Source organism: Mesorhizobium oxytropidicola (genome assembly GCF_056174625.1).
The window spans coordinates 4,150,370-4,166,560 of record NZ_CM149692.1 but is presented as its reverse complement, the minus strand read 5'-3'; the positions used below and the strand labels follow the sequence as shown (position 1 = coordinate 4,166,560).

The window sequence follows — 16,191 nt, the reverse complement described above, 5'->3', positions numbered from 1 at the left end:
GGCCTCTATGGGCGCTCGGACGGTCAGATGGGAAAGCCGGTGACCCGCTCGATGAGCGCGATGCCCCAGACGCCGGCGACGATGACCACCGAAATCAGCACCGCCAGCGAACCGCAATCCTTGGCCAGCTGGATGTCGACATTGAACTCGCGGCTGAAGGCATCGCAGGCCGCCTCGATGCCGGTGTTCAGCACCTCGACCATGATCAGCAGCAGCACCGCGCCGATCAGCAAGGCATAACCACGCCAGGAGACCGAAACGAACCACGCCGCCGGCAGGGCAAGCGCAAGGAGCATCAGCTCCTGCTGGAATGCCTTCTCGCTGGCGGCCAGCTTGCGAAACGCCCGCACCGAATTGATAAAAGCGTCGATCAGCCGCTGCATGCCCAAACCTCTTTCCGGATCACCGGCACGGGATAAAGCAACGGCCCGATCAAGGGAATAAGGCATCTCGTCCAAAATTCATTCAGCGACCGCTATCGAAGGCGTCGACTTTTCAAACTGCGGCAGCCCGTCGTCGATCGAATAATAGTCGCCCTTGTCGCCAACGAAGATATGACAGTCGCCCTTGAGACCCGTCGGCTTGTCGAACGCTCCCGCCATCACCGAAATATAGTCTTGAGCCCTTGGCTTCCAGAAAAGCACCGACCCGCATGTCTTGCAGAAGCCGCGCCCGGCGAAAGCGGACGCCTCATACCAGGTGATGCTTTCCGTGCCTTCGATCACGATGTCGGCGTCGGCAACATTGGTCGCGGCATAGAAATGCCCGCTTTGCTTCCTGCATTGCGAGCAATGACAATAGACGACCCCTCGCAGCGCTCCCCTTGTCCGGAAGCGGACCGCTCCGCACAGGCATGATCCCTGGTGACTGTCGCTCATTTCGGCACCCCTTGAAGAAACCTCGTCCAGCATCGTTGCCAGGATTCCAGCTTTGCGGTGGTTGCGCGCAAGCAAATACGACATCGACTGCCGTGATGAATTCGAAATTCAGTTTCATTTCCAGAAGCACGCCGAGCGGATTTCAAATTCAAAGCCGCCAAACTGTGTGCCGCCCCGCGACCATGGTGCGAAAGTTTATGCTTCTACAGCCACAGGTAGAGAAAAACCTGTGGAAGCTGCACGAATTAAGGAAACTTTAGCGCTGCTGCAATTATGGTCACGCCAAGCGAAGGTCGCGGGTGGGGACGCGCCTCTTCGCAAGATGTTCTGGACTATCGGGTCGCGCTCCCCAGCTCGGCGGCCAATGGAACCCGCAAATTCCGCGTCGGGATCCGAGGGGAAGAGTGAATCAGACATGCAGCCCGCAGCCGCCCCAACAGAACAAAACACCGATATCGCATCCGCTGTTGTCGCGACCATGCGCCAGCTGGGCGTGCTCGGCCTGCCGCGCAACTACGAGATCTTCTACGAAGCATTGAACGGCACCAACCGCGAGCTCAGCCTCGCCGTCGTGTCCTTGAGCAACCGGCCGACGCAGGATGAGCTGGATCAGATCGGGCGAGCTTTCTTCGCCCAGAATCACGGCCCGGGCATCGTCGAGCACGCCAGGGACGTCATCGCCCGGGAGCTCGAGGAGGTCGCCGCGCTGTTGCGCAGCGAGCGCAGCCACATCGAAAAATACGGCAGGATCCTCGACGAGACATCGAGCGGTTTGAGTGGCCGCAGCCTGCTTTCACAGGATCTTCTGCAGAAGATCGCCAACGCCATGGCCGTTGCCACCAATTCGACGATCGATCATGGCCGACAGGTCGCCTCGACGCTCAGCGACAAGACGGCGGAACTCGAGAGCGTCAAGTCGAAGCTCGAGGAATACAAGCGGCTGGCCAACACCGATCCGTTGACCCAGATCTGGAACCGCCGCGCCTTCGACAAGGAGATCACCCGAATCTACAACAGCAACAAGGGCATCCTGTTCAATGCCTTGATCCTTGCTGACATCGATCGGTTCAAGGATATCAATGACCGCTACGGCCATCCTGTCGGCGACAAGATCATCCAGATCATCGCCGAGATTTTCCAGACCAGCATTCGCGGCGACATGTTCGTCGCCCGCACCGGCGGCGAGGAATTCGCGCTGATCATTGAGGGCGCCAGCGAAGTCGCCACTTACGAGATCGCGGAGCGCATTCGCGCCCTGATCGAGCAGACGCCATTCACCAGCAGCCAGACCGGCATGAATTACGGCACCGTGACGGTCTCGATGGGCATCTGCATGGCATCGGAGGCCGAAGGCCCGGAGGACCTCTACACAAAGGCCGACCGGGCACTCTACCGGTCGAAGGTCAGCGGCCGCAACCGCGTCACCAGGCATTCGGCGATGGCTGGCCGCGCCGGCAAGAGCTGGCTGCTCTATAAGAAGGACTAACGCCTCCTGCCGATAGCGCCCGCACCGGCGTGGCACAGACCATCAGCTGAAAATGGAAAAGGCGCCGGGTTCCCAGGCGCCTTTTTCTTATAGGCCCAGTGGCCGGGATCAGCCGTTGGCGACCTGCTTGTGCTGCACCGGATGGCTTTTCTTCAGGAGGTCCGACACCAGGAAGGCCAGTTCGATCGCCTGGTCGGCATTGAGGCGCGGGTCGCAATGCGTGTGATAGCGGTCCTGCAGTTCCTCGGCCGTGATGGCGCGCGCACCACCGGTGCATTCAGTGACATTCTTGCCGGTCATCTCGACATGGATGCCACCCGGATGCGTGCCTTCGGCGCGGTGCACCTCGAAGAAGGTCTGCACTTCCTTCAGGATGCGGTCGAACGGCCGCGTCTTGTAGCCGGCTGCCTCGATGGTGTTGCCATGCATCGGGTCCGACGACCAGACCACGCTGCGGCCTTCCTTCTGCACCGCGCGCACCAGCTTCGGCAGATGGTCGGCGACCTTGTCCGAACCAAAGCGGGCGATCAGCGTCAGCCGGCCGGGCTCGTTCTCGGGGTTGAGCAGATCGATCAGTTCCAGCAAGCCGTCAGTGGTCAGCGACGGGCCGCATTTCAGGCCGAGCGGGTTCTTGATGCCGCGGCAATATTCGACATGGGCGTGGTCGGGCTGGCGGGTGCGGTCGCCGATCCAGATCATGTGGCCCGAAGTGGCGTACCAGTCGCCCGAGGTCGAATCGACACGGGTCAGCGCCTCCTCATAGCCAAGCAGCAACGCCTCGTGGCTGGTGTAGAAATCGGTCTCGCGCAGCGCATAATTGGTCTCCGAAGTGATGCCGACGGCCTTCATGAAGTCCATCGTCTCGGTTATGCGGTTGGCGAGCGACTCGTACTTCTCGCCCTGCGGGCTATCCGACACGAAGCCGAGCATCCAGCTATGCACATTCTCCAGGCTGGCATAGCCGCCCTGCGCGAAGGCGCGCAGAAGGTTGAGTGTCGCCGCCGACTGGCGGTAGGCCATTTCCTGGCGGGCGGGATCGGGAATGCGCGATTTGGCGTCGAATTCGATGCCGTTGATGATGTCGCCGCGATAGCTCGGCAGCGTGACCTCGCCCTTGGTCTCATTGTCGGACGAGCGCGGCTTGGCGAACTGGCCGGCGACACGGCCGACCTTCACCACCGGCTGTGCGCCGGCAAAAGTCAGCACGACCGACATCTGCAGGAAGACGCGGAAGAAGTCGCGGATGTTGTCGGCGCCATGCTCGGCAAAACTCTCGGCGCAGTCGCCGCCCTGGAGCAGGAACGCTTCGCCGGCTGCGACAGCCGCGAGCTGCTTCTTCAGCTTGCGTGCCTCACCGGCAAAGACCAGCGGCGGAAAGGTGGCGAGCTGGGCTTCGGTGTTCTTCAGCGCGGCAAGGTCCGGATAGGCAGGAACCTGCTTGATCGGCTTTGCTCTCCACGAATTCGGCGACCATTTCGTCATCGCTGCACCCAACGCTCTTTCCGGCGAGCACCCTCGCCCGCCTTTTCCCGTCCCAATATGGGGTGGCGGCTCCATACACGAAGCCGATTTCCTATTCTAGACCGGAATTTCAGCGCTGGCGAATGCACAAGCGGCGCTGAGGGCGTTGAGATTCAGGTCAGGCCGAGCCGAAAATGGTTGATACCGAGAACCGGAGCGGAGCGGACATTCGGTCCGTGAGCACCGGCCTACGCCGGCCGTAGCCTTAACTGCTACGTCACTCTCATGAATGCATGCTTCGGCCGGCGAAGGCCGGAACCGCAGGTATCAGCCATTTGCAGGCCGGCATCACCTGAATATCAATGCACCTCAGGCCGCCTTTTCGACCAGCCGCGCGAGTTGCGTCATCACCACCGCCGAGCCCGCCAGGCGCTTGTCCGGCGTCGGCCAATCGCGCACGAAGACGACGCTGTGGTCCGGTCGAATCTTGGCCAGCGAACCCTGCTCGCCGATGAACTTGACCAGGCCGACCGGATTGGAGAATTCCCGCTTGCGGAAATGGATGACGACACCCTTCGGCCCGGCGTCGAGCTTCTCGACATTGGCCTTGCGGCAGAGCGCCTTGATGAAGACGATCTTCAGGAGATGCTTCACCTCGTCCGGCAGCGGCCCGAAACGGTCGATCAGTTCGGCGCCGAAAGCGTCGATCTCCTCGGTGTTTTCGAGGTCGCCGAGACGGCGGTAGAGCGCCAGCCGGAGCTGCAGGTCCGGCACATAGCTTTCCGGGATCATCACCGCCGTGCCGACGGCGATCTGCGGCGACCAGCCGCCATCCTGGACCTCGCCGGAATCCTTCACCTCGGCGACAGCCTCCTCCAGCATCTGCTGGTAGAGTTCGAAACCGACCTCCTTGATATGGCCGGACTGCTCTTCACCCAAGAGATTGCCGGCGCCCCTGATATCGAGATCGTGGCTGGCCAGTTGGAAGCCGGCGCCCAGCGTGTCGAGCGATTGCAGCACTTTCAGCCGGCGCTCGGCGGTGTCGGTCAGCTTGCGGTTGGCCGGTAGCGTGAACAGCGCATAGGCGCGCACCTTGGAGCGGCCGACGCGGCCGCGCAACTGGTAGAGCTGCGACAGGCCGAACATATCGGCGCGATGGATGATCAGCGTGTTGGCGGTTGGAATGTCGAGGCCTGATTCGACGATGGTGGTCGACAGAAGCACATCATACTGGCCGTCATAGAAGGCATTCATGATGTCGTCGAGTTCGCCGGGCGGCATCTGGCCATGGGCCACCGCCACTTTCAGCTCCGGCACGGATTCCCGCAGGAAATCATGGATTTCCGCGAGATCGCTGATGCGCGGCACGACATAGAAGGAATGCCCGCCGCGATAACGCTCGCGCAGCAGCGTCTCGCGAATGACCAGCGGATCGAAGGGTGAGATGAACGTGCGCACCGCCATGCGGTCGACCGGCGGGGTCGCGATCAGCGACAGTTCGCGCACGCCCGTCAGCGCCAGTTGCAACGTACGCGGGATCGGCGTCGCCGACAGTGTCAGCACGTGGACGTCGGTCTTCAGGTCCTTCAGCCGTTCCTTGTGCTTGACGCCAAAGTGCTGCTCTTCATCGATGATCAGCAGGCCGAGATTCTTGAACGAGATCGCCGAACCGAGCAGCGCATGGGTGCCGATGACGATGTCGACCTGGCCCTCAGCGATGCCCTTCTTGGTTTCGGCCAGTTCCTTGGCGCCGACCAGCCGCGAGGCCTGGGCGACGCGGATCGGCAGGCCGGAAAAGCGTTGCGAAAACGTCTTGAAATGCTGGCGCGACAGCAGCGTCGTCGGCACCACCACCGCGACCTGAAACCCTTCCATCGCCGCGATGAAAGCGGCGCGCAGCGCCACTTCGGTCTTGCCGAAGCCGACGTCGCCGCAGATCAGCCGGTCCATAGGCTTGCCGGCGCCGAGGTCATTCCTGACCGAGTCGATCGCCGTCTGCTGGTCGTCGGTTTCCTCATAGGGGAAACGGGCTGAGAATTCGTCATAGAGGCCTTCGGCCGGCACCAGCGCCGGTGCGGCACGCATCTGCCGCTCGGCGGCGATGCGGATCAGTTGTCCGGCCATGTCGAGCAGGCGCCGCTTCAGCTTTGCCTTGCGCGACTGCCAGGCGCCGCCGCCCAGCTTGTCCAGCGTCGCCTCGGCGGTATCAGAGCCGTAGCGTGATAGAAGCTCGATGTTTTCCACCGGCAGGAACAGCCGGTCATCGCCGGCATAGTGGATTTCCAGGCAATCATGCGGCGCGCCGACCGCCTCGATCGTGCGCAGGCCGATGAAGCGGCCAATGCCATGGTCGGCATGAACGACGATGTCGCCGGCCGACAGAGCCGAGGCCTCGGCAATGAAATCGGAAGCACGCTTCTTGCGCTTGGAACGCCGGATCAGCCGGTCGCCCAGAATGTCCTGTTCAGCGACGACGACCAGTTTTTCGGTCTCGAAACCAGATTCGAGCGGCAGGACGGCAAGAGCGGCCTGCCCCGGCTCGAGCTGTTCCGCTTGCGCAAGTGTTTCGACCTGCTTGAGATTACCGAGATGATGCTCGGTGAGAATCTGGCCCAGCCGATCAAGCGACCCTTCGGTCCAGCCGGCGATGACGACACGCCGGCGCGCGGCGCGTTCGTCGGCAATATGCCTGACGACGACATCGAAGACGTTGACGTTCGGATCGGCGCGCTCCTCGACGAAGCTGCGGCCATGGCGCGAGCCGGCATGGTAGATCTTTTTCGCACCGGCATCGGGCGCGTCGAAAGGCGTGAAGTCGATCGCTTCACGAGGCCCAAGCGAGGCGATCAGGTTTTCCGGAGAGAGATAGAGCAGATCCGGTGCCACCGGCTTGTAGGGCACGGCATCCTTCAACGCGGCGTCCGCCTGCTTTTTGCGCGCCTCGTAATGGTCGAGGATCAGCGTGTGGCGCTCGGCCAGCGCTTCATGCGCCAGATGGTCGAAAATGACGGGTGTGTCCGGCAGATAGTCGAACACCGTCTCCAGCCGCTCGTAGAAGAACGGCAACCAGTGCTCCATGCCGGCGAAGCGCCTGCCCTCGCTGACCGCCGCATAAAGTCCGTCGTCGCGCTGGGGCGCACCAAAGGCTTCGATGTAGGAGCGGCGGAAGCGGCTGATGGTTTCCGGCGTCAGCGCCACCTCGCTCATCGCCTGCAGCGCCATCGACTTGCGCTGGCCGGTGGTGCGCTGCGTGGCGGCATCGAAGACGCGGATTGATTCCAGCGTGTCGCCGAAGAAGTCGAGCCTGAGCGCCTCGGTCCAGCCGGGGGCGAACAGGTCGAGAATGCCGCCGCGCACCGCGAATTCGCCGATGCCGCGCACCGTCGGCACGCGTTCGAAGCCCGACGTTTCCAGCCGCGACACCAGCGCGTTCATGTCGATCTGGTTGCCGGTCCCGGCATGAAACGTCTGCGCCTCGACCAGGTCGGCGGGCGGAATGCGCTGCAATAGTGCATTGGCGGTGGTGAGGATGACGGCGCGGTGCGGCTTCTTCGCCAGCGCGATCATGGCGGTCAGCGCATCGAGACGCTTGGCGGCGGCGTCCGAGCCGGGCGAGACGCGATCGTAGGGCAGACAATCCCAGGCCGGCAGTTCCAGCACCGGCAGGCCGGGCGCAGCGAAGGCCAGCGCCTCGATGATCGCCGGCAGGCGCTGCCCGTCGCGCGCCACGAACAGCACCGGCTTGTCAGGCGCGATCTCCAGCGCCGCCTGCACCAGCGCGAAGGCTTCATAGCCATCGGCGACGCCGTCGACGATGAACTGGCCGGCACGGCCTTTCGGCAGGCCAATGGTGGGAATGAGGCTCATCAAATCACGGTCTTGTTTGTCGCAATTCCTGTGGAAAAACCGCTTCGCACTTTTCCTGGAATTGCTTGTTCAGAAAGTCATGGTCCGGCGGGACGCCAGGATTTTTTGCAGGACGGCACAATCGATATCCGCCGGCACAGGGCGTTCGCCCGTGATCAGCGGCAGGAAGTCGGTGTCGGGAATGTCGAGGAGCCTCTCATATTGGTCGATTTCCTCTCCGGTCAAGGCACCGATCTCGGCATCGGCGAAGGTGCCGAGGATGAGATCCATCTCGCGCATGCCGCGGTGCCAGGAGCGGAACAACAGCTTGCGGCGGTGGGCGTCCAGCCCCTCGCTTGATCGTTTCGTTCCGGTCATCGTGCCGCATCCTCACTTGCTGCGGCGCATATAGCGTGGATAAAAGGGGCTGTCAGCCTTGCGCTGTAGCCGTCGCGACATAAGCTGACATCATGCGTCCTTCCATCCTTGATCCCTTGTTTGTTCCGATCACTTCGCTTGCCGGCGTCGGGCCGAAGGTCGGCGCGCTGATCGAGAAGGTTGTCACGGCTGATCTTGGTGATCGCGCGGCCCGCGCGGGCGACCTTCTGTTCGTGCTGCCGCATACCGTCATCGACCGCCGCAGCCGGCCCGGCATTGCGGGTTCCGCGGAAGGCCAGATCGTCACGCTCGACGTGCGCATCGACCGTCACCAGCCGCCGCCGCGCGGCAACAAGTCGGTGCCCTACAGGGTCTATGCCCATGATGACACCGGCGAAATCGGTCTGACCTTTTTCATGCCCACGCCGCCTATCTCGAAAAGGCAATGCCCGTTGGCGAGCATGTCGTGGTCTCGGGCCGCATGGAATGGTTCAACGGCCGCCCGACCATGGTCCACCCCGATCATATCGCGCTGGCCAGCCAGGCGGAAAACCTGCCGCTGGTCGAGCCGGTCTATCCGCTCACCGCCGGGCTGTCGGGCAAGGTGCTGCGCCGGGCGATCGGCCAGGCGCTCGCCCGCGTGCCCGAATTCCCCGAATGGCAGGACGGCGCCTTCATGCGCCGGCACACTTTTCCCGCCTTTGCCGATGCGCTGACCCGCATCCACAATCCGGCCGACCCGATCGATGTTTCGATCGATGGTGCTGCCTGGCGGCGCCTTGCCTATGACGAATTGCTGGCGGGCCAGGTCTCGCTGGCGCTGGTGCGGGCAAAGATCCGCCGCCTGTCCGGCCGTCCCCTGGTCGGCGACGGCCGCATCGTCGAGAAACTGCGCGCCGCCCTTCCCTATTCGCTGACATCAAGCCAGGAATTCGCGCTCGCCGAAATCAATGCCGACCTCGCCGACCCCGAGCGCATGCTGCGGCTGCTGCAGGGCGACGTCGGCTCGGGCAAGACCGTGGTCGCACTGCTTGCCATGGCGCGCGCGGTCGAGGCCGGCGGCCAGGCGGCGCTGATGGCGCCGACCGAAATCCTGGCGCGCCAGCATCTGGCGACGATCACACCACTTGCCGCCAAGGTCGGGCTGCGCATCGCCATCCTGACCGGCCGCGAGAAAGGCCGCGAGCGTACCGAAACGCTGGCCGGCCTGGCCAGCGGCGAGATCGACATCGTCGTCGGCACCCACGCACTGTTCCAGGAGACGGTGACCTTCCACGACCTGGTGCTGGCCGTCATCGACGAGCAGCATCGCTTCGGCGTTCACCAGCGGCTTGCCATCACCGCCAAGGGCGATGCGCCCGACATGCTGGTGATGACCGCGACCCCGATCCCGCGCACGCTGGTGCTGACCGCTTTCGGCGACATGGACGTCTCCAAGCTGACGGAAAAACCGGCCGGCCGCCAGCCGATCCGCACCGTCACGCTGCCGCTTGAGCGGCTCGACGAACTGGTCGCCCGCATGGAGGACGCCGTCGCCGGCGGCCAGAAGATCTACTGGATCTGTCCGCTGGTGGAAGAATCCGAAGAGATCAAGCTGATGTCGGCCGAGGACCGCTTTGCTTCGCTGAAGCCGCTGTTCGGCGACCGCATCGGCCTCGTCCATGGCCGCATGAAGGGCGCCGAGAAGGACGAGGCGATGCGCGCCTTCAAGGAAGGTGAGACCCGCATCCTGATCGCCACCACGGTCATCGAGGTCGGCGTCGATGTGCCCGACGCCACCGTCATGGTCATCGAGCATGCCGAGCGCTTTGGCCTTGCGCAGCTGCACCAATTGCGCGGCCGGGTCGGGCGCGGCGACAAGCCCTCCTCCTGCGTGCTGCTCTACAAGGACCCGCTTGGCGAGACCGCAAAACGCCGGCTTTCTGTAATGCGCGAGACCGAGGACGGTTTCCTGATCGCCGAGGAAGATTTGAAGCTCCGCGGCGAAGGTGAGTTGCTGGGCACCCGCCAGTCGGGCACACCGGGTTTCCAAGTGGCGCGCATCGAGGCGCATGCCGATCTTCTGGAGGCCGCCCGCGACGATGCCAGGCTGATCCTGTCGCGCGACCCGGAGCTGCAATCCGACCGCGGCGAGGCGCTGCGCCTGCTGCTCTATTTGTTCGGCCGCGACGAGGCTGTGCGGCTCTTGCGCGCCGGATGAGGCCCTAGCGGCGGGTTGGCCACCGTGCCGTTGATCGGCTCGCCATTCAGCGTCACCATCTTGCTCTTAACTTCGGCGCCACCAGCCCGGCCGAAACGATCAGCTTGGCGCCGTCCTCGATCGTCATGTCGAGCAGCACAATGTCAGACTTCAGCACATACATCAGGAAGCCGGTCGTCGGGTTCGGCGTGCAGGGCATGAACACCGCGATCAGCGGATCGCCTTCCTGATCGAGCTTCTCATTGATCTCGGTTTCCTTCTCGCTGGCGACGAACACCAGCGACCACACACCCTTGCGCGGATATTCGACCAGCCCGACCTGGCGGAACATGTCGCCCTTGTTCGACAGCACGGTCTCGAAAATCTGCTTCAGCGAGCCATAGATGCCGCGCACCAGCGGCATGCGGCCAAGCAGGCGTTCGCCGAAACCGACAATGGCACGGCCGACGATGTTGGCGGTGAGAAAACCGATCAGCGTGATCAGGATCAGTGCGACGATCAGCCCGAACCCCGGCACCGGGAACGGCAGGTAGGTGTCCGGGCTGTAACGCGCCGGAATATATGGCTTTACCCAGGAATCGACCCAGCCGATGAACGACCAGGCGATATAGGCGGTGATCGCCAGCGGCGCGCAGACGACGAAGCCCGTGAGGAAATAGTTCCTCAGCCGGGTCATGCCGGAGGTCTTGGGAGCATCGGACATGGTTCACCGGAGCGCGGGTTGCAGCGCAACATTAGTGAACCGGAAGGCCGTTTGGAACTGCGAAGTTTTTAAAGAGCGCCTGTTGAGGTCCCTACTCCACTGTCACCGATTTCGCCAGATTGCGCGGCTGGTCGACGTCGGTGCCCATGAACACGGCGGCGAAATAGGCCAGCATCTGGATCGGCAGCGCATAGATGATCGGCGAGATGATTTCCGGCACGTCCGGCAAGATAATCGTCTCCATCGTCTTCACGCTTGAGTGTGCCGCCCCCTTGCTGTCGGTGATCAGGATGATCTTGCCGCCGCGCGCCGCCACTTCCTGCATGTTGGACACGGTCTTCTCGAAAATCCGGTCATGCGGCGCAATCACGATGACCGGCATGTTCTCGTCGATCAGCGCGATCGGCCCGTGCTTCAATTCGCCCGCCGCATAGCCTTCGGCGTGGATATAGGAGATCTCCTTGAGTTTCAGCGCGCCTTCCATGGCCAGCGGGAAATTGGTGTCGCGGCCGAGATAGAGCACGTCCTTGTAGCGCGACAGTTCGCGCGCGATCCGCTCGATCTGCTCTTCGAGCTTGAGCACCTGGTTGGCATAGCGCGGCGCTTCCGAGAGCGCGCGCACCAGGACCTTCTCCTCATCTTTCGAGATCGTGCCGCGTGCCACACCGGCGCGCACGGCAAGCGACGCCAGCACGGAGAGTTGGCAGGTGAAAGCCTTGGTCGAGGCGACGCCGATCTCGGGACCGGCAAGCGTCGGCAGCACGACGTCGGATTCGCGCGCCATGGTCGATTCCCGCACATTGACGACGGCGCCGATCTTCATGCCGGCCTTGCGGCAGTAGCGCAACGAAGCCAGCGTGTCGGCGGTCTCGCCCGATTGCGAGATGAAGAAGGCGGCATCGTTGGCTGACAGCGGCATCTCGCGGTAGCGGAATTCCGAGGCGACATCGATGTCGACCGGCAGCCGCGCATAGCGCTCGAACCAGTATTTGCCGATCAGGCCGGCGAGATAGGCGGTGCCGCAGGCCGAGATCGCCAGTCGGCCAATTTTGGCGAAATCGAATGGCAGGTCGAGCGGCTTCGAGACGCCGGAGACGAAATCGACATAATGGGCCAGCGTGTGCGAGATCACCTCGGGTTGCTCATGGATTTCCTTCTCCATGAAATGCCGGCGGTTGCCCTTGTCGACCATGAAGGAGGTCGACAGCGACTGCTGGCGCTTGCGCTCGACCTTTTTGCCGTCGATGTCGAAGATGGCGACGCTGTCGCGGCGCACCACCGCCCAGTCGCCATCTTCGAGATAGGTGATGGAATTGGTGAATGGCGCCAGCGCAATGGCATCGGAGCCCAAAAACATCTCGCCATCACCATGGCCGACGGCCAGTGGCGGACCATTGCGGGCGCCGACGATCAGATCTTCATCGCCCTTGAACATGATGGCCAGCGCAAAGGCGCCTTCGAGCCGCTTCAACGCCTGGTGCGCGGCTTGCACCGGCTTCAGCCCCTTGGCGAGTTCGCGCGCCACCAGGTGCGCGACGACCTCGGTGTCGGTCTGCGACGAGAAGGAGTAGCCGTCACGGACCAGTTCGTCGCGCAGTTCGGCAAAGTTCTCGATGATGCCGTTGTGGACGATGGCGACGCCGTCGGAAAAATGCGGATGCGCATTGGTCTCGTTGGGCACGCCATGGGTCGCCCAGCGTGTGTGGCCGATGCCGATCGTGCCGTCGAGCGGCTCCTCCTTGAGCCGGCGTTCGAGGTTGATCAGCTTGCCTTCGGCGCGGCGGCGGCCAAGTTGTCCCTTTTCGATGGTGGCGACGCCGGCCGAGTCATAGCCGCGATATTCAAGCCGCTTCAGCGCATCGACGATGAGCGGCGCAACCTGCGAATGACCGACGATTCCAACGATACCGCACATGCAGACAGTCCCCGATTCCCCATGGAAAACCAGCGCTATTTAGGGATGGCCGGCCTGCCGTGAAAGTCACATTGCATTTCGTCCGGTGTAACGGACGGTTGTCAACGCATGCATCATGACAGGCCGCTCTTGCAATCCGGTTACTGCAATTGTTCGGTTTTCAGCGATCCGGTTTTTCGTTCCGACAATATTTTGGCTAAGCTTCAGCCATGAATGAGACCCAGCCCACCATTACACTCTGGCGTCCTGTCGGACCTCAGGAATTGAAACTGATCGAGGCGTCGGACATGCGGGCATTTCCGCCACGCCTGCCCGAACAGCCGATCTTCTATCCGGTTCTGTCGGAAGCCTATGCCGTGCAAATCGCGCGCGACTGGAATGTGCCGGCCAGCGGTGCGGGTTTCGTGACCCGCTTTGCCGTGCTGAAAAGCTTTCTCGACCGCTACAGGGTCGAGCATGCCGGCAGCAAGGCCCATCTGGAATACTGGATCCCCGCCGAGGACCTCGATGGTTTCAACAAGGCGATCGTCGGCAAGATCGAGGTGACCGCCGCTTTCGGTGAGGATACGGCGGCTGCCAGCTGACCGTCAGTGGTCGGCGCCAGCGGCTTTCTTCTTCGCCGCGGCGGCCGAAGCAAAACGCTCGCGCAATTCCTTGCCCTTGCCGGGGATCGTCTTCTGGCGGGCCCGGCCGAAGGCCAGCGCATCGTCGGGCACGCTTTCGGTGATGACGCTGCCGGACGCGATGTAGCCGCCCTTGCCGATCGAGACCGGGGCCACCAGCGAGGAATTCGAGCCGACAAAGGCGCCCTCGCCGATGTCGGTGAAGAATTTCGAATAGCCGTCATAATTGCAGGTGATGGTGCCGGCGCCGATATTGGCGCCCGCGCCGACGCGGGCATCGCCGATATAGGTCAAATGGTTGACCTTGGCGCCCTCCTCGACAACAGCCTGCTTGACCTCGCAGAAATTGCCGACCTTCGCCTTGTTCCGGAGATCGGCGCCTGGCCGCAGCCGCGCGAACGGCCCGACATCGCAATTCGATGCAATGGTAGCGCCTTCGATATGGCTGAAGGCATGGATCTTGGCGCCGCCGGCGATCTTCACGCCCGGGCCGAACCAGACATTCGGCTCGACAATGGTGTCGGCGCCGATCTCGGTGTCGTGCGAGAAATAGACGGTCTCCGGCGCGAGTAGCGTCACGCCCGACAGCATCGCCTCCTGACGGCGGCGTGCCTGCCAGATGCCTTCGGCCTGCGCCAGCTCGGCGCGGTTGTTGATGCCGAGCGCATTCTCGAAGCTGGCCTCGGTGGCGACGACGTCGAGACCTTGCGCGCCGGCGATCTCGACGATGTCGGTCAGATAGTACTCGCCCTTGGCATTCTTGTTGCCGACCGCGTCGAGCAGCTTCAGCGCATGGGCGCCGGCCACCGCCATCATGCCGGCATTGCAGAAGCCGATCTTCTTCTCCGCCTCGGAGCAGTCCTTTTCCTCGCGGATGGCAATCAGCTTGCCGCCTTTTTCGACCAGCCGGCCATAGCCGTTTGGAAGAGGCGGGCGGAAGCCGATCACAGCGACGGCCGCACCTTCGGCGAGTTTCAGCCGAGCCAGGTTCAGCGCTTCCGCATCGATCAGCGGCGTGTCGCCGAACATCACCAGGATGTCGTCATAACCCCTTGATATCGCTTCACGTGCGGCAAGAACGGCATGCGCCGTACCCAGGCGCTCTTCCTGCACGAAAGTCTCGGCCTTGGGTGCGAACTTCGCCACCGCCTTGCGCATCTCTTCGGCGCCATGGCCGATGACGATCGCATCGCTGCTGGCACCGGCGGAGTCGGCCGCCTTCACGACATGGGCGACCATCGGCAGGCCTGCGATCTGGTGCAGCACCTTAGGCAGCGCGCTCTTCATGCGCGTGCCTTCGCCGGCGGCGAGGATGACGGACAGGCAGGATCTCTGGCTCATAGGCGAACAACCATAGGAAAAGGGTTGGGAATCAAGACAGGATAGCAGCGGCGCCATGCTGCACCAATGCGGTTAAATTCCGGTGAGGTGGTGAAGAGCAGCTGACTTTCAATCAGCGGGTCTTGGATATTGCAAAAGATTTCGGGAGAAGTTTCTGCTGGCTGTCGTTGCTCTTGCTGCTTGGGATAGTGACGCCGGCATGTTCAGAAAGAGGACACTGTGAATGTTGAGCCGTGACCTGCATGCTTTTGCCGCGTTTGTAATTTTTCTTTGCACATTGACCTGTCCGGGCATCGCCCAAGCCGATTATTCCACCCCACATGCCGAGGTGGTTTGCCAACCCGGCCACGACGTCGCGCTGGTTCGCTTTACAATGACAGTGGACGAAGATCCAATCGTCTACCGTCAACTGCCGGCCAGCGCCGACCAAGGGTTATCGGTGACGCCTACCCTCGGCCAATCGACTTGCACCATGGCCAATGGCTGGACAATCCGCCTTCGCGACGGGCAGGAGCAAGCCTTTGGCTATGGCATGGGCGGCGGCGATCCGCCGGCCTTCTTCAGCCTCTGGATTGCAAAGCGAAAGATTCTATCGCGCAGACAATGGAAGCCCGGCTACGGTGCGGACGAGGACCCTTGGCTGATCGGAATCGTTATTCGGCCGGATCGACTGAGCTATTGCAGTGTCGCCGCCAGCGACAAGGCGCCCGAAAAAGGGGAAATTACCTGTAAGGACGAGCCATTTCAGCTCAATCGCCACAAGGTCGATCACATCGAATATGCGGCGCCAGGGAGCCGGCCACCAATTGGCACCATGTTGTTGGAGCGTGGGACCACCGGGCCGCGTCTCTGCCGAAAATTGCTGCGCCTTCGGCCAAAAGGATTTCAAAGTGTCAGCACCACCATCAACGACACCGCCAACGTCTTCCCTGTGGAGACCGCAGGACAAGATCTCAATGTCGCAACGATCGAGGTGTCGCCCGGCGTGCTTCGCAAGCTTGTCCGTTGGAGCGGGACCAATCATTATTTCGACGGCGACCTTATGCTGCTGGCGCCGGTCACAGCCGACCCTTCAAGAATTCTGAAAGAGAGCATGCTCGATGACGATGGGGACACGTTCTCGGCGGACAAACTGCCATTGGGATGGAGCGTCATAGCCGGACACATGCCAGGGCTCTATCCGGGTGTGAGCTGGCGCTATGTCCACTTCGATACGCAGCGGATCGACGGAAAGCTCTATTTGCTGGCTCAGCCAACCGGTTGGCAAGAGCGACCGACCGCTATCCTCATCCAGCCACTCGCCGACGGATTCAAAAGCGTCTGCATCTTCCAACGTGTCGAACCTCACTTTTGACGGCAG

At 62.5% G+C, this 16,191-nt stretch carries 10 protein-coding genes and 2 pseudogenes; 4 read left to right on the top strand and 8 right to left on the bottom strand.

Annotation, left to right across the window (positions count from 1 at the left end):
- Window positions 1-23 precede the first annotated feature (23 nt).
- Both AC0V8S_RS20755 and AC0V8S_RS20750 read right to left on the bottom strand, forming a co-directional pair.
- Window positions 24-383: a diacylglycerol kinase gene (locus AC0V8S_RS20755; RefSeq protein ID WP_183460007.1), complete on the bottom strand. Its 360-nt coding sequence runs from the start codon at window positions 381-383 to the stop codon at window positions 24-26.
- 78 nt (window positions 384-461) lie between these two features.
- Window positions 462-878 (bottom strand): GFA family protein, encoded by a 417-nt coding sequence (locus AC0V8S_RS20750; protein WP_032933467.1) that lies wholly within the window; start codon window positions 876-878, stop codon window positions 462-464.
- 415 nt (window positions 879-1,293) lie between these two features.
- Here AC0V8S_RS20750 and AC0V8S_RS20745 point away from each other — a divergent pair, with 415 nt between their 5' ends.
- Window positions 1,294-2,364: a GGDEF domain-containing protein gene (locus tag AC0V8S_RS20745; protein WP_475433052.1), complete on the top strand. Its 1,071-nt coding sequence runs from the start codon at window positions 1,294-1,296 to the stop codon at window positions 2,362-2,364.
- Between the two features lie 108 nt (window positions 2,365-2,472).
- On the opposite strand, the gene AC0V8S_RS20740 is transcribed toward AC0V8S_RS20745, so the two are convergent.
- The 3 genes from AC0V8S_RS20740 to AC0V8S_RS20730 form a co-directional block, all read right to left on the bottom strand.
- A complete protein-coding gene (locus tag AC0V8S_RS20740; protein ID WP_183460011.1) occupies window positions 2,473-3,846 on the bottom strand; it encodes a class II 3-deoxy-7-phosphoheptulonate synthase in 1,374 nt (457 codons plus the stop codon).
- Between the two features lie 348 nt (window positions 3,847-4,194).
- The gene (gene mfd / locus AC0V8S_RS20735) at window positions 4,195-7,692 is read right to left on the bottom strand and encodes a transcription-repair coupling factor (RefSeq protein WP_475433050.1); all 3,498 of its coding nucleotides are present in this window, start codon (window positions 7,690-7,692) and stop codon (window positions 4,195-4,197) included.
- Between the two features lie 69 nt (window positions 7,693-7,761).
- Entirely contained in the window at window positions 7,762-8,049 is a 288-nt protein-coding gene (locus AC0V8S_RS20730) for a succinate dehydrogenase assembly factor 2 (protein ID WP_183460015.1), read from the bottom strand.
- A gap of 92 nt (window positions 8,050-8,141) precedes the next feature.
- Here AC0V8S_RS20730 and recG point away from each other — a divergent pair.
- Window positions 8,142-10,249: pseudogene (gene recG / locus AC0V8S_RS20725) on the top strand (ATP-dependent DNA helicase RecG).
- On the opposite strand, the pseudogene AC0V8S_RS20720 reads toward recG, so the two are convergent.
- A pseudogene (locus tag AC0V8S_RS20720) lies at window positions 10,201-10,952 on the bottom strand (DUF502 domain-containing protein). The pseudogenes recG and AC0V8S_RS20720 overlap by 49 nt on opposite strands.
- Before the next feature lie 91 nt (window positions 10,953-11,043).
- A complete protein-coding gene (glmS, locus tag AC0V8S_RS20715; protein WP_475433048.1) occupies window positions 11,044-12,867 on the bottom strand; it encodes a glutamine--fructose-6-phosphate transaminase (isomerizing) in 1,824 nt (607 codons plus the stop codon).
- 209 nt (window positions 12,868-13,076) lie between these two features.
- Between glmS and AC0V8S_RS20710 the strand changes: the two genes are divergently transcribed.
- Complete coding sequence (locus AC0V8S_RS20710) at window positions 13,077-13,451, top strand: ADP-ribosylation/crystallin J1 (RefSeq protein ID WP_475433047.1); 375 nt, start codon at window positions 13,077-13,079, stop codon at window positions 13,449-13,451.
- 3 nt (window positions 13,452-13,454) lie between these two features.
- On the opposite strand, the gene glmU is transcribed toward AC0V8S_RS20710, so the two are convergent.
- Window positions 13,455-14,831, bottom strand: a complete 1,377-nt coding sequence (glmU, locus tag AC0V8S_RS20705) for a bifunctional UDP-N-acetylglucosamine diphosphorylase/glucosamine-1-phosphate N-acetyltransferase GlmU (protein WP_475433045.1) — start codon at window positions 14,829-14,831, stop codon at window positions 13,455-13,457.
- 223 nt (window positions 14,832-15,054) lie between these two features.
- Between glmU and AC0V8S_RS20700 the strand changes: the two genes are divergently transcribed.
- Complete coding sequence (locus AC0V8S_RS20700) at window positions 15,055-16,185, top strand: hypothetical protein (RefSeq protein ID WP_475433043.1); 1,131 nt, start codon at window positions 15,055-15,057, stop codon at window positions 16,183-16,185.
- The last annotated feature ends 6 nt before the right edge of the window (window positions 16,186-16,191 follow it).

Bases quoted from the DNA above. Each gene is read 5' to 3' on its own strand.
- AC0V8S_RS20755 (WP_183460007.1), bottom strand. From the start codon at position 383: ATGCAGCGGCTGATCGACGCTTTTATCAATTCGGTGCGGGCGTTTCGC.
- glmS (WP_475433048.1), bottom strand. From the start codon at position 12,867: ATGTGCGGTATCGTTGGAATCGTCGGTCATTCGCAGGTTGCGCCGCTC.
- mfd (WP_475433050.1), bottom strand. From the start codon at position 7,692: ATGAGCCTCATTCCCACCATTGGCCTGCCGAAAGGCCGTGCCGGCCAG.
- AC0V8S_RS20745 (WP_475433052.1), top strand. From the start codon at position 1,294: ATGCAGCCCGCAGCCGCCCCAACAGAACAAAACACCGATATCGCATCC.
- AC0V8S_RS20740 (WP_183460011.1), bottom strand. From the start codon at position 3,846: ATGACGAAATGGTCGCCGAATTCGTGGAGAGCAAAGCCGATCAAGCAG.
- AC0V8S_RS20730 (WP_183460015.1), bottom strand. From the start codon at position 8,049: ATGACCGGAACGAAACGATCAAGCGAGGGGCTGGACGCCCACCGCCGC.
- glmU (WP_475433045.1), bottom strand. From the start codon at position 14,831: ATGAGCCAGAGATCCTGCCTGTCCGTCATCCTCGCCGCCGGCGAAGGC.
- AC0V8S_RS20700 (WP_475433043.1), top strand. From the start codon at position 15,055: ATGTTGAGCCGTGACCTGCATGCTTTTGCCGCGTTTGTAATTTTTCTT.
- AC0V8S_RS20710 (WP_475433047.1), top strand. From the start codon at position 13,077: ATGAATGAGACCCAGCCCACCATTACACTCTGGCGTCCTGTCGGACCT.
- AC0V8S_RS20750 (WP_032933467.1), bottom strand. From the start codon at position 878: ATGAGCGACAGTCACCAGGGATCATGCCTGTGCGGAGCGGTCCGCTTC.